Here is a 24,239-nt window from a genome sequence, read left to right on the forward strand (position 1 = left end):
GACTCGTGCGACAAGCCCGTATCCCTGTCAGCGCCGCGGGTGCGTTTTGTGTCACACCCCGCTTCGCACACGATTGGTTGCTCCCCGTGCAACTCGTGGACGAAGGTACTTGAAAGCCGTAACGTGCTGATTTGCGCCACACGTACAGGACAGTGAACGGGTTGGGGACTTTGCTGGGGGACGACGCGGAGCTGACCGCCGCAGTGCTCGCGGCACAGGGCGGCGACGAGAGCGCGTTCCGTGCTGTGTACCGCGCCGTGCATCCACGCCTGCTCGGATACGTACGCACGCTCGTCGGGGACGGCGACGCGGAGGACGTGACCTCGGAGGCCTGGCTCCAGATCGCCCGCGACCTGGACTCCTTCACCGGTGACGCCGACCGCTTCCGCGGCTGGGCCGCCCGGATAGGCCGCAACCGGGCCCTCGACCACGTGCGCATGCGCGGGCGCCGTCCGGCCATCGGCGGCGACGAGACCGAGCTGACGGGCCGCGCCTCCGACTGCGACACCGCGGGCGAGGCGATGGAGGCCCTGTCGACCGACCGGACCATGGCGCTGATCGCGCAGCTTCCGCAGGACCAGGCGGAGGCGGTGGTGCTCCGGGTGGTGGTCGGCCTGGACGCCAAGAGCGCGGCCGAGACCCTGGGCAAGCGGCCGGGCGCGGTACGCACCGCAGCGCACCGGGGCCTGAAGAAGCTGGCCGAGCTGCTGCGCGCGGAGGGCGGCTTCGGGCCAGAGCCCGATATCGACTCGGACACGGCGGCCCCGGTCGGCCATAATGCCCGTGGCCAGGCGCGGGACGGCAGGGGCGGGAGGGATCTCGACGCCGTACCCGCTCAGCGCGGCCGGGGTGGTGGCCTCGTAGAGCAAACCGGTGTGACGCATTCACCGTGGCGGACGCAGAAGGACATGTGATGGCCTACGAGCGCAACAGGTGGCTGGACAGAGCCGCGGCAGAACGAGTGCTGCGCGGTGGTCCGGTCGTACCTGTCGGCGATCGCCGTGCCCGTGAGGCCGAGGCTCGCTTGCGGACCGCTCTCGAAGCCCTGGCCGAGCCGCAGTCGCCGGCCGGGGTGGAACTTCCCGGCGAAGCAGCCGCGGTGGCCGCCTTCCGTGCAGCGCGCGGCGGTGCCGCGCATGACGGGGCGTCCGAACCGGCCGAGGTCGCCGGCCCCGTGATGGAGCTCGGCCCGGTCGTGGCCCTCACCTCTCCCCTTCCTGTGTCCGCGTCCCGGCGGAGCCGCCCCGTGCGGTTCGGGTTGGCCGCCGCGCTGGCGGGGGTCGCTGTCGGCGGTCTGGCGGCCGCTGCGGGCGCCGGGCTGCTGGACCGCGCCACGCACGACACTGCCGGTCCCGCACCGGCGGTGTCCCTCAGCACCGACGAGAACCCGACGTCGCGCGACACCGCGGGCCCAACGCCCGGACGCGAGCCGCGGCCCACCCCGCTGCGGGGCGGCGACGGATCGTCGCCCACCCCGGGCTCCTCTCTCGCGCCGGGTGCACAAGCGGGTGCGTCACAGGGATCCGGAACCGGAGGAGCGGGAACCGGCACCGGCCCGGGCACCTGGTCCGGTGGCGCCGCGGGCACCACCGGGACGGACGGCAAGGAGACCTTCGGGGGCGGCACCACCGAGCTGAAGGACAGGCAGAACCGCCTCAAGGCGGTGGACCTGTGCAAGGCCTACCGTTCGGGCCAGATCACCAGCGACCGCCGCGACCGGCTCTCCAAGCTGGCCGACGGCCTCTCGCGCATCCCGTACTACTGCGAGACGGTGCTCGACCGGCAGAGCGGGTACTCGTCGCCGGCCGTTCCGCGGACGTCCGACGACGGCAGTGACGTGCTCAAGGCCCCGACGCTCACCCCGGCGAGCCCGGGCGCCTCCGCGGGCACCCGCCTCCCGCACTGAAGGCCGCCGGCAGCGGTGCTCCGACTGCCCGTTCGACCCTCCTTCGAGTGGTCCGCGAGCGCCCCACCAGCGCGTCCCGGTCGATGCTCATGAACGGGCTGTAACACTTTTCGCACCTGCGGCGCAGTACGTAACGAGCCGACTGGTCATCGGCCGCGCATGAGCCGGGGTTCCCCCCGTACCCCTGGGCTCTGCGCACATGGCGCGGGCGGGGTTCGTTCCCCCGGCCCTGCCCGCGCCCCCTACGTACCGGACCGGGTCCCGGAGATCCGTGGAATCCCCGGGACCGCTCGGACCGTCCTGCTCATCCGGCCGATCGGCCCAGCGGCCCGTCCGGATCACCAGTAGACGACGACCTTGTCGCCCACCTGCACCTGGTCGAACAGTGCCGCGAGCTTGCCCTTGTCCCGGACGTTCACGCAGCCGTGCGAGGCACCGGCGTAGCCGCGGGCCGCGAAGTCCGCGGAGTAGTGCACCGCCTGACCCTGGCTGAAGAACATCGAGTACGGCATCGGCGTGTGGTAGATCGTGGACGTCCAGTCCTTGGCCTTCCACTCCACCTTGAACTGACCCTCGCGGGTCGGGGTGTTCTCGGAGCCGAAGCGGACGTCCATCGTGGAGATGATCTTTCCGTCGATCATCCAGGCGAGGGTGCGGCTCTCCTTGCTGATGCACATGACGCGGCCCGTCATGCAGCGCGGGTCCGGTGCGTCGACCTCGTTGACGGTCGGCGGACGCAGCTCGTCGGCGGTGGGCTTCTTGCTGACGCTCTGGATCTTCTTCCAGGTGGCTTCGTCGACCGCGCCGGAGGCGGTCAGCCCGTTCTTCCCCTGGAAGGCCTTGACCGCGGCCGTCGTCTTCGAGCCGTAGAAGCCGGTGGGCGCGACCGTCATGTACTTGAGCTGCTTCAGGCGGGCCTGGAGCTCGCGCACCTGTTCGCTCTCGTCACCGTTCGCCATGACGGCCTTGACCGTCGGCGAGGGGGAGGCGGACGGCGAGGCCGACTGCGACTGCGACTGCGAGGGGGACGGCGAGGGCGGGGCCTCGCTGGGCTTGTTGTCCGTCGACGGGGAGCTCTCGGGGGTGGAACCCGCCGCGGACGCGGACGGAACCGAGGAAGCGGAGCCGGCCGGCCCCGCCTTCTGAGGCCCGCAGGCGGTCGCGGCGAGCGCGACGGCGGTGGCCACCCCGAGCGTGCGGATTATTACTCTCTGGCGGTGCATTGCGATCCCCCGATTTCTCCGTGGTGTATCTAGGTGATGCCTGGCGGGCGTGGAGAGTTGCAGACGATCCAGGGATGTTGCGCCATTGTGACCAGCGGCCGTCAGGGACGGTCGGAGCCGTCGCGGGGACGGTTGTACCAGCCCCGGGCCCGTTTGCTCTACGGAGGTTTTCGTCACATGGCAAGCACCGAGAGCGGATTTCCGATCGAACCGGTCTACGGCCCGGGCGACCTGACGGGGTGGGACCCGCAGGCCAAACTGGGTGAACCAGGGGCGTATCCGTACACGCGAGGGGTCTACCCGACCATGTACACCGGCAAGCCGTGGACGATGCGCCAGTACGCCGGCTTCGGCACGGCCGCCGAGTCCAACGCCCGGTACCGGCAGCTCATCGCGGGCGGCGGCACCGGCCTGTCCGTCGCCTTCGACCTGCCGACGCAGATGGGGCACGACTCCGACGCCCCCCTCGCGCACGGGGAGGTCGGCAAGGTCGGCGTCGCGATCGACTCGATCGACGACATGCGGGTCCTGTTCGACGGGATCCCCCTCGACCGGGTCTCCACGTCCATGACGATCAACGCCCCGGCGGCCCTGCTGTTGCTGATGTACCAGCTGGTCGCCGAGGAACACGGGATCGACGGCGGGCAACTGACCGGAACCATCCAGAACGACGTGCTCAAGGAGTACATCGCGCGGGGGACGTACATCTTCCCGCCCGGGCCCTCGCTACGGCTGACCGCCGACACCTTCCGCTACTGCCGAACCGAGATCCCCCGCTGGAACACCATCTCCATCTCCGGGTACCACATGGCCGAGGCGGGGGCCTCGCCCGCGCAGGAGATCGCCTTCACCCTCGCCGACGGGATCGCGTACGTGCGGACGGCGCTGGCCACCGGGATGGAGGTCGACGAGTTCGCCCCGCGCCTCTCCTTCTTCTTCGTGGCCCGTACGACGCTGCTGGAGGAGGTCGCGAAGTTCCGGGCGGCGCGACGGATCTGGGCCCGGGTCATGCGGGAGGAGTTCGGGGCGCGTGACCCGAAATCCCTCATGCTGCGGTTCCACACACAGACCGCCGGAGTCCAGCTGACGGCGCAGCAGCCCGAGCTGAACCTCGTCCGGGTGGCCGTGCAGGCGCTGGGGGCCGTGCTGGGCGGTACGCAGTCGCTGCACACCAACTCCTTCGACGAGGCGATCGCACTGCCGACGGAGAAGTCGGCCCGGCTGGCGCTGCGCACCCAGCAGGTGCTGGCGTACGAGACGGACGTGCCGCACACCGTCGACCCCTTCGCCGGGTCGTACGCGGTGGAGCGGATGACCGACGAGGTCGAGGCGGCGGCGCTGGCACTGATGCGCCGGGTCGAGGACCTGGGCGGGGCCGTCGCCGCGATCGAGGCGGGCTTCCAGAAGGGGGAGATCGAGCGGAACGCGTACCGCATCGCGCAGGAGACGGACGGCGGCGAACGGGTGGTGGTCGGGGTCAACCGCTTCGCGCTGGAACAGGAGGAGCGCTACGAGCCGCTGCGCGTCGACCCGGCGATCGAGAGCCGCCAGCGCGAGGCGCTGGCGGCACTGCGCGCGGACCGCGACGCCGAGGCCGTCTCGGGAGCGCTGGCCGCGCTGCGCGAAGCGGCGTCGGGCACGGCGAACGTCCTCTACCCGATGAAGGAGGCCCTGCGGGCCCGGGCCACGGTGGGCGAGGTGTGCCACGCACTCCGGGAGGTGTGGGGGACGTACGTGCCGGCCGATTCCACATGGTGAAACCCTTGAGTGACAGGTGTAACCCTATGGGACACTCCTGCCATGTTGGGTGTCACCGATCTGCCGACCTATCTCGTCGGGCTCGTCCTGATCATTCTGTTGCCGGGGCCGAACTCGCTGTACGTACTGTCCGTCGCCGCGCGGCGCGGCGTGCGGACCGGGTACCGGGCCGCCGCCGGGGTGTTCACCGGGGACGCCGTGCTGATGGCGCTCGCCGCCGCCGGGGCGGGGGCGCTGCTCCAGACCAGCCCGGTGCTGTTCGGCATCGTCAAGCTGCTCGGCGCCGGCTATCTGACCTGGCTTGCCATCGGCATGATGCGGGGGGCGTGGGCCCTGTGGCGCTCGCGGGCCGAACGGGCCGAAGTCCCGGCCGAGTCCGGTGCAGGGCTCGGGGCCGAAGCCGGTGCCGGAGCCGGTGCCGAAGCCGGCGAGGGCGAGCGGCCGTACCGGCGGGCGCTGCTGATCAGCCTGTTCAACCCCAAGGCGATCCTGTTCCTCGTCTCCTTCTTCGTGCAGTTCGTGGACCCCGCGTACGCCTACCCGGCCCTCTCCTTCCTCCTGCTGGGCGCGCTGCTCCAGCTCGGCAGCTTCCTGTACCTGACCCTGCTGATATTCGGCGGCACCCGGCTGTCCGCCGCCTTCCGCCGCCGCAAGCGGCTCTCGGCCGGGGCCACCTCGGCGGCGGGCGTGCTCTTCCTCGGTTTCGCCGCCAAGCTCGCCGTCAGCTGAGCCCGCCGCGCCTGCCGTGCCCGCCGGGGCGGTCACCGCGGGCGGCCAGCGCGCAGCCGCCGCAGGCGGCGGACCACGTGGCGCACGGCGGGGTGGTGCGGCAGGAAGGACAGCTGGGCCGGGATGCCGCCGGGTAGACCGAGGGTGGTCAGCCGACGGCGCGTGAAGTAGCGCCACGTCCGGTCGTCCAGGTGGTGGGCCAGGTAGTGCTCGGCCTCCGCGCGGCGCGCGGCCAGGACCTGCGGCTGCATGGTGAAGCCGACCGCGGTGAGCAGGTCGCTCAGCCCGCTGCGGACCCTGGCGGGGCCCGGCGGAGTCCAGCCGGCGACGGCCTCGGCGTCCGCGAGGGCGGGAAGCAGTGCGTCCACCACCGTCAGCGGGATCCGGTTGCTGTTCTGGTACGGGGTGAGACGGGCCAGCACGGCCTCGGTACCGGTGCGCGCGACCGGCAGCCCGTACAGCGTGGCGGCGGTCAACAGTCCGGTGGAGAAGCAGCCGACGACGAGGGCGGGACGCAGCTGCTGGTAGAGGGTCTCGGCCAGGACCGGGGCGGCCACGACGGTGAGCCGGACGCCGAGCCGCTCGGCCTCGGCCTCGGCGCGGCGGGAGTAGGCGGCGGGGGCGCCGGGATGGGGTTTGAAGACCAGTTCCGTGTGGCCGAGGGCGTGCGTGCCCCGGACCATCGCAGCGTGCAGCTCCTCCTCCTCATGCGGGGAGAGGAGTTCGAGGGCGGAGAGGTACTGGCCCAACAGCAGGGCCGGAGCCCCTCCGGCCCCGGCCGGTTCGGTGGGGAGTTCGGCCAGGACCTTCAGGAACTCCGGGGTGGGGACGAGCTCCGGCCGGACGTCGAACTCCGTGAGCAGCAGTGGCTCCAGACCCGGTACCAGATCCAGGTGGAGCACGCGGCGCACGCGCATGCCGAGCTGTGGGTCGAGGCGGAAGCGGGTGGGCCCGTAGCTCATCAGCCCGTCGGCGTAGACGTCGACGGCGGCGCCGGGGAAGAGCTGGCACAGCGTCCGGGCGGGCGGAACCTGGATCGACTCCACGATCAGTTCGACCCGGTCCTCGCCCAGGCCCCAGCTGGACCGCAGCTGACGCTCCCACAGGGGGACGTCCTCGGGGCGCGGGGCCCACGTGCTGGGGTGCTGCGGGGCGATGACGGCGTTCCAGTCGAGGACCTCGTCGAAGCGGGCGCGCAGCGCGCCGAAGCCCGGCATGGCGGCGAGGCCGGGGGAGACCTCGGCGGTGAGGGCGTGGTTGCTGGTCAGCAGGATGCGGCGGTCGGCCGGCGGGAAGCTGCCCGCGTCGATGCCCGCGGCGAGCGTGGCCGTTCCGTAGAGGGTGGAGGCGAGGAAGACCTGCGTGCAGCGGGCGGGTCGAACGGCCGCCATCAGAGCGCGGCTCCTGCTCGGGTTCCTGGTGCGGTTCCTGCTGGGGTTCCCGTTCGGCTTCCGGTCCGGGTGGGGCGGCGGCGCAGGCGGCGCAGCAGGCCGGCGCGGTCGACGTCCATCGCGTTCAGGGCCTGGTCCAGCACGTCCTGGGGCATGCGTCGGAGAGCGGCCGTGCTCATCGAACGGAGTTTCTTGGCCACGGCCGGTTCGAACCTTTCGATGGATCCGACATGGTGCGCGATAATTGCGCAATACGTTCGGACGGCTTTCGGGAGAAGGAGATCGGAATCGGGATCCGCGGCCGTATCCGACAGCACTTGATCGAATGCGCGAATGAAGTCGAGCTGACGCTCGTCCTTGATCTGGGTCAACGAGGTGGAGACCCCCCGCCGATAGAAGATCCCGGGCATTCCGACGGCGGCGAAGGACCGGGCCCGTCGGTGCAGCCGCCAGATCCACGGCCGGTCCTCCGCCGTCCGCAGCCCGTCGGTGAAGTGCAGCAGCCCGCGGTCCAGGAGCCGCCGGTGGTACATGCCGGCCCAGGCGTACGGATAGTCCACGCAGCTGGCCCGGGAAGCGGGCAGGATCCCGGCGCGAGGGTCACCGACGACCAGCTGGGGGCCGTACGGCACGCGCTGTACGCAGCGACTGCGGCCGGTCACCTGGACATGGTCGTTGCGGACGAAGTCGCAGTTCAGGGCCTCGATACTGGCCAGGGTGCGGGCCAGGTGGCCTGGGGCCAGCCAGTCGTCCCCGTCCAGGAAGGCCAGGTACTCCCCGCGCGCCGCGTCCAGGCCGGTGTTCCGGGCGGTGGCCAGGCCGCCGTTCCGGTCGCGTCTGAGGTGCACCGCCCCGGGCAGCTCGCGCGCCGCCCGCTCCAGGAGCTCGGGCGTCCCGTCCGTCGAACAGTCGTCGACGAGCAGGAACTCGAAATCCTCCCGGGCGTTGAGTTCGAGACTCTTCAGGGCATCCGGTGCGAACGTCTGCACGTTGTAGAACGGCACGACAACAGAGAGCTTGAGCACCCGCCAGACGTTAAGTCTTCGGCCGGCATTCACCATGGCCCAAACGCGGATTCCGTGTGAACGACGCGGGGCGGGTGCGTTAACCGGTGCGGTTTCGCATCGAGTCGACGGGTTGTTAACCCGCTGTTGTGCGGTCGTTGGGCCGGTCACCGAAATTGCGGAATAGCTTCTGCCGGGTGCCAGTCAGCCATCGCGCAGCCACTCGTACTCGTAGTCGTACTCCCCTTCGCGTCGCCGTACTCGCAGATTCCGACACGCGTTGGAAATGGGGCGCGCTCACCGCCCGCCGCCTCGCGCCGGGGGCACCCCGTGGGGGTCCCCCCGGACGGATTCCGGGGGAGGCGGTTGGGGGAGACCTCCACCTCACCGGATACCTGCTGCGCGGCCGAGCCACCCCGACCGCGCGCCAGCTCGGCGAGGTGGGCGTCCGCGCCGACCGGCTGTCCGAGGTGACCTGCGCGCAGTTCCTCGCGGAGATCGAGCGCGAGCGCTACGACGTCGTGGTCCTCGCCCTGGTCGGCGGGGCCGTGCAGGCCGTCCTGCACGGGGTCCGCGCGCTGTGGCCCGAGCCCGCCGCCCGCCCGGTGCTCGTCACCGGATACGTCGGCGTCGTCTACGAGAAGCTCGCCGACGGTCTGCTGCTGCGACACGGGGCCGACCTCGTCCTCGCCAACTCCCGGTACGACGCGGGGCGTTTCCGCGCGGTGTACGAAGGAGTCGGCGCGGACCCGGACGCCGTCACGCAGACGGCGTTGCCGTTCCTCGCCGGAGCACCGTACGAACCGGCCCTCAGCCGCGCGCACACCGTCGTCTTCGCCGTGCAGCCGTCCGTCCCCGACGGCCGCGCCGACCGGACGTACCTCCTGCAGCGGGCGGCCCGGCACGCCCGGCTGCACCCCGGCCGGGAGGTGCTGATCAAGCTGCGCAGCCGGCCCGGGGAACACACCACACACCTGGAGGAGCAGCCGTACCAGCGCCTCGCCGAGCGGCTCCCGGGCGGACTGCCCCCCAACTGCCGGCTGGTGTACGGGAACATGGGTGAGGTCCTGGACCGCACGGACTTGCTGGTCACGGTGTCCTCCACGGCCGCCCTGGAATCCCTGCACCGGGGCATCCCGACGGCGGTCCTCACCGACCTCGGCGTCCGCGAGGTGCTCGGCAACCACCACTTCCTCGGCTCGGGCTGCCTGGCCTCGTGGGACCAGCTGGACGCCGGGCTGCTGCCGCAGGGCGACCCGGACTGGCTGGACGACCAGGGCGTGACGGGCACCGGGGACCCCTTCGCCGCCGCCCGCGCGCGACTCGTCGAACTGCTGGGGCGCGGTGAGCTCCCGGCCGTCGCCCCCTACTACACGCAGGCCACCGCCCCCGGATACCTGCCCGGCATCCTGGCCCGGCACCACCTCGCCCCCGACGGGACCCCGCTGCCCGGCTCCGTCCGGCAGGAGGGCGACGGAGAATCCCGGCTGCGCCGCAGGCTCCGCTCGCACCTGCGCGAGGCCGCCCGCGGGGCCTACCGGCACGGGGTCCAGCGCGTGGCCCCGGTGATTCGCAGGCTGGGAGAGCTGTGAGCCCCGGCGCACGACCCCGGGTGCTCGCCGTGGTTCCGGCCCGGGGCGGGTCCAAGGGGGTCCCGGGGAAGAACCTCGCCGAAGTGGCCGGGGTCCCGCTCGTCGTACGTGCCGTACGGGGCTGCCGGGGCGCGGCCACCGTCACCGACGTGGTGGTCTCCACCGACTCCGAGGCCATCGCCGCCGCCGCCCGCGCCGCCGGGGCCGACGCGATCCGCCGGCCCGCCGCCCTCTGCGGCGACACCGCGAGCAGCGAAGCCGCCGTGCTGCACGCGCTCGACTCCTTCGAGGAACTGCACTCCCTCACCGTGGACGTGGTCCTCCTCGTCCAGTGCACCAGCCCCTTCCTGACCTCCGCCGACGTCGAGTCGGTCGCCGCCGCCGTCGCATCCGGCGCCGCCGACTCGGCCCTGACCGTCGCCCCCTTCCACGGCTTCCTCTGGCGGGCGGACCCCGACGGCGGCGGACACGGCGTCAACCACGACAAGGCCGTGCGGCCCCGCCGACAGGACCGTCCCCAGGACCTGCTGGAGACCGGCGCCGCCTACGCCATGGACGCCGCCGGCTTCCGCGCCGCCCGACACCGCTTCTTCGGGCGCACCCTCCCCGTCCCCACCGACCCCGCACGGGTCCTGGAGATCGACGACCCGCACGACCTGGCCCGCGCCCGCCTCCTCGCCCCGCTCTTCACCCCCTGACCCCGCACCCCTCCCACCCCTCTCACCCCTCCCACCCCCCCCGCACCCCTCCGCACCCCCGCGAACCGAACGAAGGACGTCACCTGCCATGACCGCCGTCATCCCGCACACCCGCCTGCGCAGCTTCGGTTCGCGCACCGCCGGCCCCGGCCGCCCCGTCTACGTCGTCGGTGAGATCGGCATCAACCACAACGGCGACCTCGGCAACGCCTTCGCCCTCATCGACGCCGCCGCCGAGGCGGGCTGCGACGCCGTGAAGTTCCAGAAGCGCACGCCGGAGATCTGCACCCCGCGCGACCAGTGGGACGTCGAGCGCGACACCCCCTGGGGCCGGATGACGTACATCGACTACCGGCACCGCGTGGAGTTCGGCGAGGCCGAGTACCGCTCCATCGACGAGTACTGCGCCAAGCGCGGCATCAACTGGTTCGCCTCCCCGTGGGACACCGAGGCCGTCGCCTTCCTGGAGCAGTTCGACGTCCCCGCCCACAAGGTGGCCTCCGCCTCCCTCACCGACGACGAGCTGCTGCGTGCCGTGCGCGCCACCGGCCGCACCGTCGTCCTCTCCACCGGCATGTCCACCCCGAGGCAGATCCGGCACGCCGTGGAGGTGCTCGGCAGCGACAACATCCTCCTCTGCCACGCCACTTCGACGTACCCGGCCAAGGCGGAGGAGCTCAACCTGCGGGTGATCAACACCCTGCAGGAGGAGTTCCCCAACGTCCCGATCGGCTACTCCGGCCACGAGACGGGCCTGCAGACCACCCTCGCGGCCGTCGCCCTCGGCGCCACCTTCGTCGAGCGGCACATCACGCTCGACCGCGCGATGTGGGGCTCCGACCAGGCCGCCTCCGTGGAGCCGGGCGGGCTGTCCCGGCTCGTCCGCGACATCCGCACCATCGAGACCGCGCTCGGCGACGGCGTCAAGCGCGTCTACGCCTCCGAGCTCGGCCCCATGAAGAAGCTCCGCCGGGTCCAGGGCGAACTCGCCTCGGTCTGACCTCCCGGCCCGTGCCCGGCCCACCGGGCGGGCCGTACGACGCCCCGCCCCCCTGACGAGGAGTACGCGGTGACACCCCCAACCTCCACCCTGGCTTTCGTCGAGAGTCCGGTCCAGCTCCTGAACGTGCTGGAGTGGGCGTACGCCGAAGGGACCGCCCCGGCGGGCGGCGCCCCGCTCCTGGACGGCGTCCCGCGCCAGCCCGACCGTACCGGCGGGGCCACCGCCCGGCCCCCGGCCGCAGCGGCGGGCAGCGGCCCGGCCCCGTACGGCGGGACCGACCGCCGCCCGGCCGCCTCCGGGCCGCGGCCCGGAGGCGGAGCCACCGCCCGCGGCTCCGGTCCGGCGGGCGCGGCGCACCTGCGGATCGTCGTACTGCCCCCCACCGACCCGATGTCCCGCGGCCAGCTGCGCCGGATGGCGGGGCTCGCACGCGACGAGGGGTACGAGGTTCGCTGGCAGGAGGCCCGCGGCGGCCGTCTCGCGCCGCTCAAGGCGCTCGCCGCGCTCGCCCGGGACGTGCGCGCGGCCCACCGGGTCGTCATCGGTGACCCCTTCTCCCGGTACGTACAGCTCCTGCTCACCCTCGTACGGGCCGAGGAGCTCGTGGTGGTCGACGACGGAACCGCCACGATGGAGTTCGTCGCCCAGACGGCACGCGGCGAACGCCTCGTGCGCTGGCACAGGGTGGGCGGCTCGGGACTGCCCGGCCGGGTGCGCGAGCTCGCGTACGCCCCGGTCTCGGCCACCGCCCGGCGCCGCTTCACCCCGGCAACGGGCAAGGGGCGCCGCGTCGAGGTGTTCAGCTCGATGCCCGTCACCGTCCACGGCGCGATGACGCTACGGGTCAACGACTTCGCCTGGACCCGCTCCCGGTTCGGCCCGCCGCGCCTGACCAGGGGCACCGACCTGGTCGGCACCTCCCTCGTGGAGACCGGCGTGGTGGATCCGGCCCGCTACCTGGACGCCGTACGGGCCCTGACCCGCGAACACGGCGCCACCCGCTACTTCGCGCACCGCCGGGAGTCCCCGGAGAAGCTACGCGCCGTCAGCGAGGCGACCGGGCTCGAAATCGTCCGCCCGGACCTGCCCCTGGAGCTGGTCGCCCGGCGCGGGCCGGTCGGCCGAACCGTCGTCAGCTTTCCGTCCACGGTCGTCCACACCCTGCCGTACGCGCTGACCGGTACCGGTGTGACCGTCGTCGTATGCGATGTCGACCCGGCCTGGCTCACGGGCTCGGCCTCGCCGCGGGCCCGCGGTTTCCTCGCGGGGGTCAGCGAGACCGCCCGTGATGTGCGCAGAATCCCAGTCCAGACGGCTTCCGCGGCCGGTTGAGCGCGCGAGTTTACCCGCGCGTGCATCCGGTCATGCGTCCAGAGGCCTGGTTTTTTTCCCCTAACGGCATGAAGTTTTGGTGATCTCCGGCCAGTTGAGCCATTCGTGCGCCTACCCTTCAACGGGTGAACCAGTTGATGTCCCGCGAGTCCCAGACCGCCCTGCCCGGCACGCCCGACCGGCCCGAGCTGCCCGGCAAGCTTCCGGACCACCTGCGTGCCGAACTGATCGCCTTCCGCCGGGACTTGCACATGCACCCCGAGCTAGGGCACCAGGAGTTCCGCACCACGGCCGCGATCAAGGCACGACTGGAGAAAGCTGGACTGCACCCACGCGTGCTGAAATCCGGAACCGGCCTGGTCTGTGACGTGGGCACCTGGGACGGGGGCCGGCCGATGCTGGCCCTGCGCGCCGACATCGACGCCCTGCCCATCCCGGATGCCAAGACGCACGTCGCGTACCGCTCGACCGTCCCGGACCGTGCCCACGCCTGCGGCCACGACGTGCACACCGCGGTCGTCCTCGGCGCCGGCCTGGTGCTCGCCGAGCTCGACCGGGAGGGCCTGCTGCCCCGCCCGGTCCGGCTGCTGTTCCAGCCCGCCGAGGAGGTGCTCCCCGGTGGAGCCACCGACGCCATCGCGTCCGAGGTGCTGGACGGCGTAGGAAAGATCATCGCGGTGCACTGCGACCCACGCGTGGACGCCGGCAAGATCGGGCTGCGGACCGGGCCCGTCACCTCCGCCTGCGACCGCCTGGAGATCACCCTCGAAGGCCCCGGCGGGCACACCGCCCGTCCGCACCTGACCACCGACCTGGTGACGGCCGCCGCCCGGGTGGCGGTCGACCTGCCGGCCGTGCTCTCCCGCCGGATGGACGCCCGCTCGGGCATGTCGATCACCTGGGGCCGGATCGAGGCGGGCCACGCCTGCAACGTGATCCCGATGCACGCGGAACTGTCGGGAACCATCCGCTGCCTGGACATCAACGCCTGGCACGAAGCCCCCGACCAGATCCACGCCGCGATCGACGAGATCGCCGGGATCTACCGGGCCAAGTCGGAGATCACCTACGTGCGCGGAGTGCCGCCGGTCGTCAACGACCCGGTCGTGACCGAGCTGCTGCGGGAATCCATGGCGGCCCGGCTCGGCAAGGATTCGGTCGAGGACACCGAGCAGAGCCTCGGCGGCGAGGACTTCTCCTGGTACCTCGAACACGTGCCCGGGGCCATGGCCCGGCTCGGCGTGCACACCCCCGGCTCCAGCACCAAGCGGGACCTCCACCGGGGCGACTTCGACGTCGACGAGGCCGCGATCGGGGTCGGCGTGGAGTTCTTCACGGCTGCCGCACTGCTCGACGGGCGTCGGGCGAGGCCGCTCGGGTAAAAGTTCTTACAACATCTGAGCGTGTGAAGTCACGCGTGTCCAGCCCTTGGTACACAAGGGCTGGGCGCAAGGATCGTCACCGTTCGGTCACTGTCCGATTCACGACGATCCGATAACGACTCATGAACGGGCCTTTAACTGACATCTACGCGCGTTACGATCGCGGCGAAACCAGCGCCGGTCGTGGCGCTTCGGTCAGGTTTTGAAGGAGCCTCCCCTTGCGCCGGATCACCAGGATCGCCACCGTGGGCATCGCGTCCGCGGCGCTGGCCCTCTCGGCCACCGCCTGTGGCGGAAAGAAGTCTTCGGACACCTCTTCCTCCCCGTCTTCGTCCTCTTCCTCCAAGTCCACCAGCGTCGCCCTCGCGTACGACATCGGTGGCCGTGGCGACCAGTCGTTCAACGACGCCGCCTACGCCGGTCTGCAGAAGGCCGAGAAGGAACTGGGCGTCAAGGGCGTCGAGGCCGAGCCCACCGAGGGCGAGGGCGAGGCCGACAAGGTCCAGCGCCTCACCGAGCTGGCCCGCAAGGGCAACAACCCGGTGATCGGCGTCGGTTTCTCTTACGCCCCCGCCATCAAGAAGGTCGCGCCGAAGTTCCCGAACACCACGTTCGGCATCATCGACGACACCTCCGTGACCGGTGCGAACATCGCCAACCTGGTCTTCAACGAGGAGCAGGGCTCCTACCTGGCCGGCGTCGCCGCCGCCAAGGCGTCCAAGACCGGCACGGTCGGCTTCATCGGTGGCGTCGAGGTCCCGCTCATCAAGAAGTTCGAGGCGGGCTTCACCCAGGGCGTCAAGGACACCAACCCCAACGCCAAGGTGCTCTCCCAGTACCTGACCCAGCCGCCGAACTTCGACGGCTTCTCCAAGCCCGACCTCGGCAAGGCCGCCGCCCAGGGTCAGCTCGACGCCGGCGCCGACGTGGTCTACGCCGCTGCCGGTCTCGCGGGCTCGGGTGCCATCGAGGCCGCCTCGGCCAAGGGCAAGTGGGCCATCGGCGTCGACTCCGACCAGTACAACCAGGCCGGTCTGTCGAAGTACAAGGAGCACATCCTGACCTCGGTCACCAAGGACGTCTCCGGTGCCGTCTTCAACGAGATCAAGTCGGTTCAGGACGGCAAGCCGCAGACCGGTGAGGTCCGCTACGGCCTGGACGCGAACGGTGTCGGCCTGGCCGACTCCAACCCCGAGTACAAGAAGATGACCGAGCTCCTCGCCGCAGTCGAGAAGGCGAAGGCCGACATCATCGCCAAGAAGATCACCGTCAAGACCGCGCCGTAAGGCCGAGTCCGTCGATGTGTGACGATCAGTAGTGGTCTCCGGGGTCCGGGGGGCGGTCCGTGCCGCTCCCGGGCCCCGAGCCGTGCTCCGTGGGTCTTGTGGTCAGTGGCCGCAAGTTTTCACTTTCGACAGTGCTACGCGCGTAGAGGCATCGTGGACGCGATACCTTCTCTCCCCGCCCTGTCCCCCTGCCCTCCGGCTTTTCCAGCTCCTTCCGCGCCAAGGAGAGTGCGTCATCAACGCGTCCAGCCCGCCCCCCGCCGTAGAACTCCACGGCATCACCAAGCGCTTCCCCGGCGTCGTCGCCAACAAGGACATCGCGATCACCGTCCGCAAGGGCACGGTCCATGCCCTCGTCGGTGAGAACGGCGCCGGCAAGTCGACCCTGATGAAGATCCTCTACGGCATGCAGAAGCCGGACGAGGGGACCATCGCCATCGACGGGGAACAGGTCTCCTTCAACAGCCCCGGCGAGGCCATCGCCCGCGGCATCGGCATGGTGCACCAGCACTTCATGCTCGCCGACAACCTCACCGTCCTGGAGAACGTGGTCCTCGGCGGCGAGAAGCTGTACGGCATCGGCACCAAGGCCCGCAAGAAGATCATGGAGATCTCGGACGCGTACGGCCTCGGCGTGCGGCCCGACGCCCTCGTCGAGGACCTGGGTGTTGCCGACCGCCAGCGCGTGGAGATCCTCAAGGTCCTCTACCGCGGTGCGAAGATCCTCATCCTCGACGAGCCGACCGCCGTGCTCGTGCCGCAGGAAGTGGACGCGCTCTTCAACAACCTGCGCGAGCTCAAGGCCGAGGGCCTGACCGTCATCTTCATCTCGCACAAGCTGGGCGAGGTCCTGAAGGTCGCCGACGACATCACCGTCATCCGCCGCGGCACCACGGTCGGCACCGCCGACCCGCACAACACCACGACCAAGCAGCTCGCCGAGCTGATGGTGGGCGCGGAGCTGCCGTCCCCGGAGACGCGCGAGTCCACGGTGACGGACGTCCCGATGCTGACCGTCGAGGGGTTGACCCTCGCCGCGGCCGGCGCCGTCGCCGTCGAACCGGAGACCCTGGGGCCCGAGGCTCCGGAGGACTCCTCCCTCCGCGAGAGCGCCGAAGCGGGCCGGCTCCTGCTCGACGACATCAACTTCACCATCCACAAGGGCGAGATCCTCGGCATCGCAGGTGTCGAGGGCAACGGCCAGACGGAGCTCATCGAAGCCCTGATGGGCATGCACTCCGCCGACGCGGGCGTGATCAGCCTCGACGGCCGCGACATCACGAAGGCGCCGGTGCGCAAGCGCCGCGAGGGCGGCATCGGGTACATCCCCGAGGACCGTCACCGGCACGGCCTGCTGCTGGAGTCCCCGCTGTGGGAGAACCGCATCCTCGGTCACGTCACCGAGGCGCCCAACTCCAAGCGCGGCATCATCGACCCGAAGGCCGCCCGCAAGGACACCGAGCGGATCGTGCGCGAGTACGACGTCCGCACGCCCGGCATCGAGGTCACCGCGGCGTCCCTCTCCGGCGGCAACCAGCAGAAGCTGATCGTCGGCCGCGAGATGAGCCACAACCCGAAGTTCCTCATCGCCGCCCACCCCACCCGTGGTGTGGACGTCGGCGCGCAGGCGCAGATCTGGGACGCGATCCGCGAGGCCCGCCGCGAGGGCCTGGCCGTCCTGCTGATCTCCGCCGACCTGGACGAGCTGATCGGCCTGTCCGACACCCTGCGCGTGATCTACCGCGGCCGCCTGGTCGCGGACGCCGACCCCGCGACCGTCACCCCCGAGGAGCTCGGCACCGCCATGACGGGCGCCGCCTCCGGGAACCTGGAAGCCACCGACAACCACTCCGCCGCCGGTACCGAGGCTGGTACCGACTCACCGGAGGACGAGGCCCGATGAAGAAATTCGACAAGGACCGGCTTCTCCTCGCCATCGCCGGGCCCGCGCTCGCCCTGGTCACCGCGTTCCTGCTGACCATGCTCGTGCTGCTGGCGACCGGTGTGGACCCGATCGAGCCGCTGCGCCTGATGGTGGAGAACGCCGGCTACGAGGACGTGCAGGTCCTCATCGTGAACCAGGCCGGTACGTACTACCTGGCGGCCCTGGCCGTGGCCATCGGTTTCCGGATGAACCTCTTCAACATCGGCGTCGACGGCCAGTACCGCCTCGCGGCGATGCTGTCCGCCGTCGTCGGCGCGGCCGTCACGCTGCCCGGCCCGCTGCAGATCCTGCTGATCGTGGTCGTCGCGATGTTCGTGGGTGCCTTCTGGGCCGGCATCGCCGGTGTCCTCAAGGCCAAGCGCGGCGTCAGCGAGGTGGTCTCCACGATCATGCTGAACGCCATCGCGACCAGCCTGATCGCCTGGCTGATCCTGCCGAAGAACCTCGGCGTCCAGCCCGCAGGCTCCAACGACCTCACCACCGGTGACATCCCGGACGCCGGCTGGTTCCCGGCCGTGGACCTCGGGGACGGCCTGGAGATCTACGGCTTCACCTTCGTCGCCTTCGCCCTGGGCATCGTCTACTGGTTCGTCCTCAACCGCACCCGCTTCGGCTTCGACCTGCGCGCCACCGGCGCCAGCGAGTCCGCCGCGCAGGCCTCCGGCGTGGACGCCAAGAAGATGATCATCACGTCGATGCTCATCTCCGGCGCCGTCGCCGGCCTCGCCGGCATGCCGGTGCTGCTGGGCGAGAGCCACACGTACAGCCTGGCCTTCCCGGTCGGCGTCGGCTTCACGGGCATCACCATCGCGCTGCTCGGCCGCAACAGCCCGATCGGCATCTTCTTCGCCGCCCTCCTGATGGCCTTCATCGACAAGGCCTCGGCCTCGCTCGACACGGCCGGGTACGCGAAGGAGATCGGCACGATCATGAAGGGCCTGATCGTGCTCGCCGTCGTCGTCTCGTACGAGCTCGTCCGCCGCTACGGCATCCGTCGCCAGCAGCAGAAGGTCGGCGAGGAGCTGGCCGCGGGCCACGCCATCAAGACCGAGAAGGAGGTCGCGGCGTGAGCACCAGCACCGTCTCCGCGACGAGCACCGCCCCCAAGAAGTCGGGCGGCCGCAAGAAGCTCACCCTGCCCTGGATCCTGCTGATCATCGCGGGCGGCCTCGCGCTGGTCTCGCTGGTCCGCCTGATCAGCGGCGCCGACGACCTGACCTCCGTCGGCCAGGTCTCCGGAGCCCTCCAGCTCGCTGTCCCGATCGGCCTCGCCGGACTCGGCGGCCTGTGGGCCGAGCGCGCGGGCGTCGTCAACATCGGCCTCGAAGGCATGATGATCCTCGGCACCTGGTTCGGTGCCTGGGCCGGCTACCAGTGGGGCCCCTGGACGGGTGTCGCGATGGGTATCCTCGGCGGCGCGCTCGGCGGCCTGCTGCACGCGATCATCACCATCACGTTCAACGTCAACCACATCGTCTCCGGTGTGGCCGTGAACATCCTGGCCCTGGGCTTCACCCAGTACCTGTCGAACTTCACCTTCGCCGACGCCCCCGGCGGCTCCTCCAAGCAGTCGCCGCGCGTCGAACCGATCTACAAGATCACCGTTCCCGGACTGTCCGACTGGCTGGCCGACCTCCAGGCCAAGCACTGGTTCTTCGTCTCGGACCTCGCCGGCGTCATCGGTGGACTGGTGACCGAACTGTCGCTGCTGACGGTCATCGCCCTGCTGCTCATCCCGGCCACCTGGTGGGTGCTGTGGCGGACCACCTTCGGTCTGCGGCTGCGCTCCTGCGGTGAGAACCCGGTCGCCGCGGAGTCGCTGGGCGTCAACGTCTACAAGTACAAGTACATCGCCGTCGTCGTCTCGGGTGCCCTCGCGGGCCTCGCCGGTGCGTTCCTGTCGATCGTCGCCAGCCCGATCTACCAGGAGGGCCAGACCGGCGGCCGCGGTTACATCGGTCTCGCCGCGATGATCTTCGGTAACTGGATGCCGGGCGGCATGGCGCTGGGCGCCGGCCTGTTCGGCTTCACCGACAGCCTCAAGCTGCGCGGTGGCGCCGAGAACGTCCACGCGATGCTGCTGCTCCTCGCGATCCTCCTGCTGCTGCTCGTCGCCTGGCAGCTGTACAAGAGGAAGCACGTCCAGGCCGGCATCGCGGCGGTGTGCTCCGCCGGGCTGTTCCTCTGGTACGCGCTCACCGACTCGGTCCCGAGCCAGTTCGTGGACGCGGCCCCGTACCTGACGACGCTGTTGGTGCTCGCGCTCTCCGCGCAGCGGCTGCGGATGCCGAAGGCGGACGGCCTGCCGTACCGCAAGGGCCAGGGCAAGTGACGTCTGTGGACTGGGAAGCACTGCGGCTCACCGCCCGGGACGCCATGTCCCGGGCGTACGCCCCCTACTCCGGCTTCCCGGTCGGTGTAGCCGCCCTCGTCGACGACGGACGCACCGTCACCGGCTGCAACGTGGAGAACGCCAGCTACGGGCTCGGCCTGTGCGCCGAGTGCGGGCTGGTGTCCTCCCTCCAGGCCACGGGCGGCGGTCGCCTGACCCACTTCACCTGTGTGGACGGCAAGGGCGAGATCCTCGTCCCCTGTGGACGCTGCCGTCAGCTGCTCTTCGAGTTCGGCGGCCCCGACCTCCAGGTGGACACGCCGGAGGGCATCCTGCCGCTCTCGGCGATGCTCCCGCAGGCCTTCGGGCCGGACCACCTGAGATAGCCGTGCCGACGGCCCTTCGCCCTGCCGGGTGAAGGGCCGTCGTACTTCTTCGGAACCCCTCTCCCACACCCCCCTCTATGCGCGTAGAAGGAAGCACCACATGGACGTCATCTCCGTCATCCGTACCAAGCGGGACCGCGGTGAGCTGAGCCCCGAGCAGATCGACTGGGTCATCGACGCGTACACGCGCGGTGTCGTCGCCGACGAGCAGATGTCGGCGCTGGCGATGGCCATCCTGCTCAACGGCATGAACCGGGCCGAGATCGCCCGCTGGACCGCCGCGATGATCGCGTCGGGCGAGCGGATGAACTTCGACTCCCTTTCCCGCCCGACCGCCGACAAGCACTCCACGGGCGGCGTCGGCGACAAGATCACCCTTCCGCTGGCCCCGCTCGTCGCCGCGTGCGGCGCGGCCGTGCCGCAGCTGTCGGGCCGGGGCCTCGGTCACACCGGCGGCACCCTGGACAAGCTGGAGTCCATCCCGGGCTGGCGCGCGCTGCTCTCCAACGAGGAGATGCTGCACGTCCTGGACACCACGGGCGCGGTCATCTGCGCGGCGGGCGACGGCCTGGCCCCCGCCGACAAGAAGCTGTACGCCCTGCGCGACGTGACGGGCACCGTGGAGGCCATTCCGCTGATCGCCTCCTCGATCATGTCCAAGAAGATCGCCGAAGGGACGGGCTCGCTCGTCCTGGACGTGAAGGTCGGCTCCGGCGCCTTCATGAAGAACATCGAGGACGCGCGCGAGCTGGCGCGGACCATGGTGGGCCTCGGCACCGACTCGGGCGTCAAGACCGTCGCACTGCTGACCGACATGTCCACGCCGCTGGGCCTGACCGCCGGAAACGCGCTGGAGGTCCGCGAGTCGGTGGAGGTCCTGGCGGGCGGCGGCCCCGCCGACGTGGTCGAGCTGACCATCGCGCTGGCGAAGGAGATGCTGGACGCGGCGGGCATCAAGGACGCCGACCCGGCGAAGGCCCTGGCCGACGGCTCCGCGATGGACCACTGGCGCCGGATGATCGCGGCCCAGGGCGGCGACCCGGACGCGGCGCTGCCGGTCGCGCGCGAGCAGCACGTGGTGACGGCCCCGGCCTCGGGCGTCCTGACCCGCCTCGACGCGTACGCGGTGGGCGTCGGCGCCTGGCGCCTCGGCGCGGGCCGTGCCCGCAAGGAGGACCCGGTGCAGGCGGGTGCGGGCATCGAGCTGCACGCGAAGCCGGGCGACACGGTGACGGCGGGCCAGCCGCTGATGACCCTGCACACGGACACCCCGGAGAAGTTCGAGTACGCCCTGGCCGCGCTGGAGGGCTCCTACGACATCGCCCCGGCCGGCACGGCCTTCTCCGCCACGCCGATCGTGCTGGACCGCATCGCCTGACCTGCGGCTTCTCATTCGGGTGAACGGGACTGGTAGACCCCTGCCGGTCCCGTTCGGCATGCTGGGATCGGTGACGAAGCGATAGGAGCACACCATGAGCGCACTCGCAGTCGAGCACCAGCCTCCGAGCGGTGACGACTGGGATTCGGTCGTCCGCCTCTGGGAGGAGATGGACTGGCCGGAAGGCTGCAAGGTGGAGATCATCGAGGGGATCATCACCGTGGCACCACCGCCCGTCAACAACCACAACTTGATCGCGGAGTCGGTGCAACGCCGCCTGTACACGGTCATCCCCGACGACTGGGGCGTCCACCAGACCCTCAACGTGGCCGTCCCGAGCCGCAGCGGTCTCTACATCCCGGACCTCGCAGTCGTGCCGAGGGATACGGTCCCGGAAGGGGAGAACTTCGTTCCCGCGGCCGCCGCCGAGCTGGTCGTCGAGATCACCTCGAAGTCGAACGCCGTCAACGACCGCGTCTCCAAGCTGAACGGCTACGCCGCGGCGGGAGTACCGCTCTACCTGCTGATCGACCCGCACGCGACGGGCAGTCCCACCATCCACCTCTACGGCGAGCCCAGCGACGGCAAGTACCGCCTCCTGCACGCGGGCAAGTTCGGTGAGACCGTCCATCTCCCCGAGCCGTTCGACCTCACTCTCGACACCTTCGGCTTTCCTCGCGCGTAGGCGGCCACGGCCTGTCGATGAGTTCCGGCGGCCCGGGCAGTCACCCTCTCATGGAGATCACCCGACTCGTCCTGCCCGGACCCAGCCCGACCGCGCGTGACGCCGCGCTGCTGTGCGCCAGCCTGGCCCGGCTGTACGACGCCGGGGCGACGGCGGTGGTGTGCGATGCCGCCGCCGTCACCATGCCGGACCTTGGCGCCGTCGACCTGCTGGCCCGGCTGCGGCTCACCGCCCGGGACCGGCCGTTCCGGGTGACCGGCGCCGGGCCCGCGCTCCGCGCCCTACTGCACCTCGTAGGACTCGTCGAGCTGCTCGGGGAGGCCGAAGAGGGGGAACCAGCGGGCGGTGTCCAAGAAGGCGTTGAGCCCGACGATCTTGCCGTCTGAGATCTCCAGGACCTGGAGCGCCCACGGTATGTGGCCTGCCTGCCCGTCCTCCCGCGGCCGGTACTGGCCGAAGGCGGGCAGGCCGTTGGCCGTGGTCGGGACCAGCCGGGAGCCCTTGCAGCCGATGCCCTGCTGGAGGTGCCAGGCCGCGATGTCCGCGGGCCCCTGCAACCACAGGTCGAACGGCGGCATCGACAGCACCGCGTCCTCGTGCAGGAGCGTGGTGAGCCGCGAGATGTCGTACGCCTCGAAGGCGGAGAGGTACTGCTCCAGCAGCTTCACCTGCCCCGCGTCCAGCGGGTCAGCCGCCTCGCTCGCGCGCAAGCGCTGGCTGGACAGGGTCGCGCGGGCGCGCTGCAGGGCGCTGTTCACCGAGGCCACCGTGGTGTCCAGCAGCGTCGCGACCTCGTCCGCCTTCCACGCCAGCACCTCGCGCAGGATCAGTACCGCCCGCTGCTTCGCCGGAAGGTGCTGGAGCGCCGCCACGAACGCCAGCCGGACGGACTCCTTCGCCAGCGCCATCTCCGCCGGATCGGCGGTCTGCGGGAGCACCCGCCCGTCCGGGACCGGCTCCAGCCAGGTCATCTCGGGGCGCTCGTTGAGCACCGCGGAGGCCTGGTGTTGCGGTGCGCTCAGGTCCATCGGGCGGGCCCGCTTGTTCCCCGCGCTCAGCAGGTCCAGGCAGACGTTGGTGGCGATCCGGTAAAGCCACGAGCGCAGCGAGGACCGGCCCTCGAACTTGCCGTAGCTGCGCCAGGCACGGACATACGTGTCCTGCACCGCGTCCTCGGCGTCAAAGGAGGAGCCGAGCATGCGGTAGCAGTAGCCGGTGAGCTCGACCCGGTAGCGGTCCATCGCCGCGTCCAGCTCGGTGTCGGTGCCCGGTCCGGTGCCGGTCGCGAGGTCAGTCATGGCTGCGGTCCCCCAGTAGATCCGATACCTCGGAAACTACCGGAGGGGTCCGACAATGGCAGCCGGAGAGGCCCTACGTGCCGGGCTTGCGCCCGTACACGTACACGTCGTCCCCCTTGCGCAGCAGGTTCCAGTACGCCTTGGCGTCCGCGGGCCGCATGTTCACGCAGCCGCCGGAGCCGGGCGGGTTCCACATGCTCTTGTCGACGGAGTGGAAGGCGATGCCGCCGTCGAAGAACTGCGCGTAGGGCATCGCCACGTCGTAGATCGTCGACCAGTGGTCGATGCTGCGGTAGTAGATCTGCCGGTGGCCGGTCCGGGTCTCGGTGCCGGCCTTTCCCGTGCGGACCGGAACGGGGCCGTACGCCAGGGTGGCGCCGTCCTGGACCCAGCTCAGCTGGCGGGTCAGGTCCACGCAGGCGATCCGGCCCACGGTGGTGGGGCACTTCCCGTCCTTGTTCGGGGTGGTGCCGGCCGCCCGCTGCGCCAGCATCACGCTCATGGTCTGCCAGGTGAGCGGTCCGGCGTACCCCGCGGTCGGGGTGATGCCGTGCTTCGCCTGGAACCCCTTGATCGCCTCGCAGTCGGCCGCCGACTGCCGTCCGTCGACGGGCCGCCCCAAGAACTGTTCGACCTGCCGCTGGTACGGCCCGGTGGTCACGTTGCACGAGGCGGCCCGCGCCGTCCCGGCCCCGCCGGCCACCAGGGACGCCGTCAGCGCCACCGCCCCGCAGACCACCGCCGCCGCACGCGGCCCCGTACGCATCCGCATGGATTTCACGTCGGACTCCCTCCCCCCTCAGTCCTTCCCGGCAAAGGGGGCGGAACGTGCCGGAGCCCGGGGCGGGTTGGCCTCCGGGCTCCGTAAATCACTTCGTACCGATGCGGTACGGGCACATACGCGCACTGCC

21 protein-coding genes and 1 pseudogene are annotated in these 24,239 nt (G+C 71.0%); 17 read left to right on the plus strand and 5 right to left on the minus strand.

The window, feature by feature from the left end:
- Nucleotides 1-170: 170 nt before the first annotated feature.
- Both ABZZ20_RS03500 and ABZZ20_RS03505 read left to right on the plus strand, forming a co-directional pair.
- Nucleotides 171-914: an RNA polymerase sigma factor gene (locus ABZZ20_RS03500; RefSeq protein ID WP_356867173.1), complete on the plus strand. Its 744-nt coding sequence runs from the start codon at nt 171-173 to the stop codon at nt 912-914.
- On the plus strand, nt 914-1,906 hold the full coding sequence (locus ABZZ20_RS03505) for a hypothetical protein (RefSeq protein WP_356866310.1): 993 nt from the start codon (nt 914-916) through the stop codon (nt 1,904-1,906). The genes ABZZ20_RS03500 and ABZZ20_RS03505 overlap by 1 nt, the downstream gene beginning before the upstream one ends.
- 338 nt (nt 1,907-2,244) lie before the next feature.
- Here ABZZ20_RS03505 and ABZZ20_RS03510 read toward each other — a convergent pair whose 3' ends face one another.
- Nucleotides 2,245-3,129, minus strand: a complete 885-nt coding sequence (locus ABZZ20_RS03510) for a L,D-transpeptidase family protein (RefSeq protein WP_356866312.1) — start codon at nt 3,127-3,129, stop codon at nt 2,245-2,247.
- 177 nt (nt 3,130-3,306) lie between these two features.
- On the opposite strand from ABZZ20_RS03510, the gene ABZZ20_RS03515 reads away from it, so the two are divergent.
- Together ABZZ20_RS03515 and leuE are read left to right on the plus strand one after the other, a co-directional pair.
- The gene (locus tag ABZZ20_RS03515) at nt 3,307-4,887 is read left to right on the plus strand and encodes a methylmalonyl-CoA mutase family protein (RefSeq protein WP_356866314.1); all 1,581 of its coding nucleotides are present in this window, start codon (nt 3,307-3,309) and stop codon (nt 4,885-4,887) included.
- Between the two features lie 42 nt (nt 4,888-4,929).
- The gene (gene leuE / locus ABZZ20_RS03520; RefSeq protein ID WP_356866316.1) at nt 4,930-5,616 is read left to right on the plus strand and encodes a leucine efflux protein LeuE; all 687 of its coding nucleotides are present in this window, start codon (nt 4,930-4,932) and stop codon (nt 5,614-5,616) included.
- A gap of 32 nt (nt 5,617-5,648) precedes the next feature.
- Here leuE and ABZZ20_RS03525 read toward each other — a convergent pair whose 3' ends face one another.
- Both ABZZ20_RS03525 and ABZZ20_RS03530 read right to left on the minus strand, forming a co-directional pair.
- Nucleotides 5,649-7,007: a polysialyltransferase family glycosyltransferase gene (locus ABZZ20_RS03525; RefSeq protein WP_356866318.1), complete on the minus strand. Its 1,359-nt coding sequence runs from the start codon at nt 7,005-7,007 to the stop codon at nt 5,649-5,651.
- Nucleotides 7,007-8,032 (minus strand): glycosyltransferase family 2 protein, encoded by a 1,026-nt coding sequence (locus tag ABZZ20_RS03530; RefSeq protein WP_356866320.1) that lies wholly within the window; start codon nt 8,030-8,032, stop codon nt 7,007-7,009. The genes ABZZ20_RS03525 and ABZZ20_RS03530 overlap by 1 nt, the downstream gene beginning before the upstream one ends.
- A gap of 176 nt (nt 8,033-8,208) precedes the next feature.
- Here ABZZ20_RS03530 and ABZZ20_RS03535 point away from each other — a divergent pair, with 176 nt between their 5' ends.
- The 13 genes and pseudogenes from ABZZ20_RS03535 (at nt 8,209) to ABZZ20_RS03595 (ending at nt 22,416) form a co-directional block, all read left to right on the plus strand.
- Nucleotides 8,209-9,603, plus strand: coding sequence for a DUF6716 putative glycosyltransferase (locus ABZZ20_RS03535; RefSeq protein ID WP_356866322.1), 1,395 nt, complete (start codon nt 8,209-8,211; stop codon nt 9,601-9,603).
- Nucleotides 9,600-10,292 (plus strand): annotated as a pseudogene (locus ABZZ20_RS03540) (acylneuraminate cytidylyltransferase family protein); the annotation flags it as partial. The gene ABZZ20_RS03535 and the pseudogene ABZZ20_RS03540, both read left to right, overlap by 4 nt.
- Before the next feature lie 109 nt (nt 10,293-10,401).
- Nucleotides 10,402-11,301, plus strand: a complete 900-nt coding sequence (locus ABZZ20_RS03545) for an N-acetylneuraminate synthase family protein (protein WP_356867175.1) — start codon at nt 10,402-10,404, stop codon at nt 11,299-11,301.
- 69 nt (nt 11,302-11,370) lie between these two features.
- Nucleotides 11,371-12,636, plus strand: coding sequence for a hypothetical protein (locus tag ABZZ20_RS03550; protein WP_356866324.1), 1,266 nt, complete (start codon nt 11,371-11,373; stop codon nt 12,634-12,636).
- 137 nt (nt 12,637-12,773) lie between these two features.
- On the plus strand, nt 12,774-14,018 hold the full coding sequence (locus ABZZ20_RS03555) for an amidohydrolase (protein WP_356867177.1): 1,245 nt from the start codon (nt 12,774-12,776) through the stop codon (nt 14,016-14,018).
- Between the two features lie 218 nt (nt 14,019-14,236).
- Nucleotides 14,237-15,304: a BMP family ABC transporter substrate-binding protein gene (locus ABZZ20_RS03560; RefSeq protein WP_356866326.1), complete on the plus strand. Its 1,068-nt coding sequence runs from the start codon at nt 14,237-14,239 to the stop codon at nt 15,302-15,304.
- 235 nt (nt 15,305-15,539) lie between these two features.
- Nucleotides 15,540-17,207, plus strand: a complete 1,668-nt coding sequence (locus ABZZ20_RS03565; RefSeq protein WP_356867179.1) for an ABC transporter ATP-binding protein — start codon at nt 15,540-15,542, stop codon at nt 17,205-17,207.
- A complete protein-coding gene (locus tag ABZZ20_RS03570; RefSeq protein WP_356866328.1) occupies nt 17,204-18,319 on the plus strand; it encodes an ABC transporter permease in 1,116 nt (371 codons plus the stop codon). Before ABZZ20_RS03565 ends, ABZZ20_RS03570 begins: the two co-directional genes overlap by 4 nt.
- Nucleotides 18,316-19,581, plus strand: coding sequence for an ABC transporter permease (locus ABZZ20_RS03575; protein ID WP_356866330.1), 1,266 nt, complete (start codon nt 18,316-18,318; stop codon nt 19,579-19,581). Before ABZZ20_RS03570 ends, ABZZ20_RS03575 begins: the two co-directional genes overlap by 4 nt.
- Nucleotides 19,578-19,967: a cytidine deaminase gene (locus ABZZ20_RS03580; RefSeq protein WP_356866332.1), complete on the plus strand. Its 390-nt coding sequence runs from the start codon at nt 19,578-19,580 to the stop codon at nt 19,965-19,967. The genes ABZZ20_RS03575 and ABZZ20_RS03580 overlap by 4 nt, the downstream gene beginning before the upstream one ends.
- A 100-nt stretch (nt 19,968-20,067) precedes the next feature.
- On the plus strand, nt 20,068-21,345 hold the full coding sequence (locus tag ABZZ20_RS03585) for a thymidine phosphorylase (protein ID WP_356866334.1): 1,278 nt from the start codon (nt 20,068-20,070) through the stop codon (nt 21,343-21,345).
- Between the two features lie 94 nt (nt 21,346-21,439).
- Nucleotides 21,440-22,030 (plus strand): Uma2 family endonuclease, encoded by a 591-nt coding sequence (locus tag ABZZ20_RS03590; RefSeq protein ID WP_356866336.1) that lies wholly within the window; start codon nt 21,440-21,442, stop codon nt 22,028-22,030.
- 50 nt (nt 22,031-22,080) lie between these two features.
- A complete protein-coding gene (locus ABZZ20_RS03595; RefSeq protein WP_356866338.1) occupies nt 22,081-22,416 on the plus strand; it encodes an STAS domain-containing protein in 336 nt (111 codons plus the stop codon).
- Here ABZZ20_RS03595 and ABZZ20_RS03600 read toward each other — a convergent pair.
- Nucleotides 22,312-23,328 (minus strand): sigma-70 family RNA polymerase sigma factor, encoded by a 1,017-nt coding sequence (locus ABZZ20_RS03600; RefSeq protein ID WP_356866340.1) that lies wholly within the window; start codon nt 23,326-23,328, stop codon nt 22,312-22,314. The two genes, ABZZ20_RS03595 and ABZZ20_RS03600, sit on opposite strands and share 105 nt — an antisense overlap.
- Nucleotides 23,329-23,401: 73 nt before the next feature.
- On the minus strand, nt 23,402-24,094 hold the full coding sequence (locus tag ABZZ20_RS03605) for a L,D-transpeptidase family protein (RefSeq protein ID WP_356867181.1): 693 nt from the start codon (nt 24,092-24,094) through the stop codon (nt 23,402-23,404).
- Nucleotides 24,095-24,239: the final 145 nt, after the last annotated feature.

Source organism: Streptomyces sp. NPDC006430, assembly GCF_040612395.1.
Taxonomy (GTDB): domain Bacteria; phylum Actinomycetota; class Actinomycetes; order Streptomycetales; family Streptomycetaceae; genus Streptomyces.

What these genes read in the sequence shown, in the direction of transcription:
- ABZZ20_RS03505 (WP_356866310.1), top strand. Translation starts at nt 914, where the DNA reads ATGGCCTACGAGCGCAACAGGTGGCTGGACAGAGCCGCGGCAGAACGA.
- ABZZ20_RS03510 (WP_356866312.1), bottom strand. Translation starts at nt 3,129, where the DNA reads ATGCACCGCCAGAGAGTAATAATCCGCACGCTCGGGGTGGCCACCGCC.
- ABZZ20_RS03515 (WP_356866314.1), top strand. Translation starts at nt 3,307, where the DNA reads ATGGCAAGCACCGAGAGCGGATTTCCGATCGAACCGGTCTACGGCCCG.
- leuE (WP_356866316.1), top strand. Translation starts at nt 4,930, where the DNA reads ATGTTGGGTGTCACCGATCTGCCGACCTATCTCGTCGGGCTCGTCCTG.
- ABZZ20_RS03525 (WP_356866318.1), bottom strand. Translation starts at nt 7,007, where the DNA reads ATGGCGGCCGTTCGACCCGCCCGCTGCACGCAGGTCTTCCTCGCCTCC.
- ABZZ20_RS03555 (WP_356867177.1), top strand. Translation starts at nt 12,774, where the DNA reads ATGTCCCGCGAGTCCCAGACCGCCCTGCCCGGCACGCCCGACCGGCCC.
- ABZZ20_RS03570 (WP_356866328.1), top strand. Translation starts at nt 17,204, where the DNA reads ATGAAGAAATTCGACAAGGACCGGCTTCTCCTCGCCATCGCCGGGCCC.
- ABZZ20_RS03585 (WP_356866334.1), top strand. Translation starts at nt 20,068, where the DNA reads ATGGACGTCATCTCCGTCATCCGTACCAAGCGGGACCGCGGTGAGCTG.
- ABZZ20_RS03590 (WP_356866336.1), top strand. Translation starts at nt 21,440, where the DNA reads ATGAGCGCACTCGCAGTCGAGCACCAGCCTCCGAGCGGTGACGACTGG.
- ABZZ20_RS03595 (WP_356866338.1), top strand. Translation starts at nt 22,081, where the DNA reads ATGGAGATCACCCGACTCGTCCTGCCCGGACCCAGCCCGACCGCGCGT.
- ABZZ20_RS03600 (WP_356866340.1), bottom strand. Translation starts at nt 23,328, where the DNA reads ATGACTGACCTCGCGACCGGCACCGGACCGGGCACCGACACCGAGCTG.
- ABZZ20_RS03605 (WP_356867181.1), bottom strand. Translation starts at nt 24,094, where the DNA reads ATGCGTACGGGGCCGCGTGCGGCGGCGGTGGTCTGCGGGGCGGTGGCG.